At 66.5% G+C, this 2,415-nt stretch carries 4 protein-coding genes; 2 read left to right on the top strand and 2 right to left on the bottom strand.

Annotation, left to right across the window (positions count from 1 at the left end; all coding sequences use genetic code 11):
• A partial coding sequence (locus tag HC022_RS24170) for a DUF484 family protein (RefSeq protein ID WP_167454095.1) occupies window positions 1-372 on the bottom strand: 372 nt, incomplete at its 3' end.
• Window positions 373-592: 220 nt separating this feature from the next.
• On the opposite strand from HC022_RS24170, the gene HC022_RS24165 reads away from it, so the two are divergent.
• Complete coding sequence (locus HC022_RS24165) at window positions 593-910, top strand: antibiotic biosynthesis monooxygenase (RefSeq protein ID WP_008882939.1); 318 nt, start codon at window positions 593-595, stop codon at window positions 908-910.
• Between the two features lie 63 nt (window positions 911-973).
• On the opposite strand, the gene HC022_RS29490 is transcribed toward HC022_RS24165, so the two are convergent.
• Complete coding sequence (locus tag HC022_RS29490) at window positions 974-1,171, bottom strand: winged helix-turn-helix domain-containing protein (protein WP_254885259.1); 198 nt, start codon at window positions 1,169-1,171, stop codon at window positions 974-976.
• 745 nt (window positions 1,172-1,916) lie between these two features.
• Between HC022_RS29490 and HC022_RS24155 the strand changes: the two genes are divergently transcribed.
• On the top strand, window positions 1,917-2,324 hold the full coding sequence (locus tag HC022_RS24155; protein ID WP_008883288.1) for a universal stress protein: 408 nt from the start codon (window positions 1,917-1,919) through the stop codon (window positions 2,322-2,324).
• The last annotated feature ends 91 nt before the right edge of the window (window positions 2,325-2,415 follow it).

The following is a 2,415-nucleotide window of genomic DNA, read 5'->3' as shown; positions in this document are numbered from 1 at the left end:
GCCCGATTCCAGCACCAGCCGCACCGCGTCGACCCGCAGGATCTGCGCCACCTCGCCCGCGAGATCGCGCAGGAAGGGCTCGAACTCCACGGGGTCGAGCATCCGCAGCACCGCGCGGTGGATCTGGTTGGTGCCGGCGAGGTTCTCGTAGGCCGCGGCGATGACGCTGCGGTGGGTGTCCTCGAGCCGGTCGAGCCGTGCCTCGAGCCGCTCCATCGCGATGCCGCGCAGGTCGACGATGTTGCCGCCCATGGACCGCTCGTTCGCCGCGATCAGCGCCTGCATCAGGTCGCGATCGTCAAGGATCATGTCGGGACGCGAGATGATCTCTTCCCGCAGGGACTCGTCAATCGTCAGGGTGTTGCCGCTCATGCCCGTCTCGTCTTTTTTCGTTGTCAGTGACCCTAGCAGGTCCGTCCCGCCCGCGCGCCCAGAAATTTCCGAAGCCCCGGCCTCTTTCGCGTTCGTGTTGCGCATCTGTCGTGAATGCCCGTCCGCCGGGCGCGGCGGCCCGAGGATTTCACATGTCATTGGAAAGGTTTGGCGGCGTTACGGTTCCGTGCAAGACTGCGGTCGGGAACGGAGGAGAGCCATGCCAGAAATTACCAGCCCGAGCGCCTGTCAGACTGTCATCACCACATTCGAGACCAGCCCCGGCAATTGCCAGGACCTGCTGGATGCGCTGCGAGACGCCTACCAGAGCTTCATCTCGAAACAGCCCGGCTTCATCGGAGCGGGGTTGCACGTGAACGACGCCCAGACCCGGATCGCCAACTATTCGCAATGGACCCGGCGCGAGGATTTCCAGGCGATGCTGCGCAGCGAGGAGATGCGCGAGCGGAACCGCAACTTCAACGCGCTCAGCCGCAGCTTCGAGCCGGTGATGTACGACGTCGCGGCGGTGTTCTGAGCCGCGATCCGAGACGAGAAGGTCCCGCCCGGCCGTGCGGCGCCGGGCGGGACCCTTGCACCCTCAGGCGGCGTGGCGGCCTGCCGCCGGGGCGCGTGCGGTGCGGCGGCGCTCGGTGACCTCGAGCCTGTAGCCCGAGCCCCGGACGGTCTCGATCCGGAGGGCGCCAGCAACACCGACAAGGTGGTTGCGAAGGTTGCACATGTAGACGTCGAAGACCCGCGGCGCCGGCTCGTTCTCGAAGCCGTAGACGTGGTTCAGCAGCCCTTCGCGCGAGGGTCACCGCGCCGACATGCACGCGGCGGCGATCGAGGTCGAGCACCAGCGGTCCGCATTCCAGCTTCGGCTGCGACACCCCGTGGGCGCGCCGCGCCACCGCGGCGAGACGGGCGAGCATCTCGGCGGTGGAGGCGGTGTCGTCGATCACCGTGTCGGCGCCGGACAGGAGCCAGCTCGCGATCTGCTCGGGCGAGGGCTTGCGGGCGATGAGGCAGACCGGCGTCTCCGGGTTCAGCTCGCGCAGACGCGACAGCGAGGCGCCGCGGGTCAGCTGGCCCGCGTCGAGCACGAGCAGGTCGTGCGCCTTCATGCTGTGGAAATCCTCGATCTCGTCGCCGGCTTCGCAGCGGGACAAGAGGGTGCCGGTGTCGGACACGGCCTTCGACAGGCTCACCATCTTCCAGGTCGTTTCGGCGATCAGATAACGCATGGTGTCGTTCCTCATTCAGGTCGTTTCGCGAGCGGCGTTGCGGCGGGATCCTGAACGGGGCCGCGGTGCCATTGCTTCCCGCCGCATGTCCGGGACGAAATCCTCGGGCATGTCGGTCCGTCGCGCCGATGGCGGAACGGGGGTACGGAATGGCGCCTTCTGCGGCCTGATGAACGTTTTAATGGCCAAATGTGCCCAAATTGTGAAGCGATCAGGGCCTGGAGAGTGTGATTTGGATCAAGGCGGTACCCCTTCGGATAGGTCAATGTGGCCTCAGGAAAGAAAGGAGGCCGCCAAATGTACAAGAACATTCTGGTCCCGATTGCATTCGATAGCGACGCCAAGGTGGAGGCCGCCATGTCGGTGGCCCGCGAACTGGCGGCCGAGGGCGCCGAGGTCACGCTTCTGCACGTGATCGAACACATCCCCGGTTACGCCGTGACCTACATGCCGCCGGATTACCTGGTGCAGTCGCACAAGGCCGTGCAGGACGATCTCGACGCGCTTGCCGCCAAGATGGACGGCGCACGGGGCGTGGTTGTCGACGGGCATTCGGGACGCACCATCCTCGACTATGCCGCCGACGCGGGCAGCGATCTCATCGTGATCGCCTCGCACCGTCCGGGCATGGGGGATCTGCTCATGGGCTCCACCGCGACGCAGGTGGTCCGCCACGCCAAATGCGCGGTGCACGTTCTGCGCTAGGTGCCGCCTGACAAGGGCTCTCGCCTGGGCCCCGAAAGCGGAACGGGCCGGTCGTCGACCGGCCCGTTTGCGTGTCTGGATGAAGGCCGAG

This window comes from Salipiger sp. HF18 (genome assembly GCF_011806505.1).
Lineage (GTDB): Bacteria > Pseudomonadota > Alphaproteobacteria > Rhodobacterales > Rhodobacteraceae > Salipiger > Salipiger thiooxidans.
This window is presented reverse-complemented; position numbering and strand designations above follow the sequence as displayed.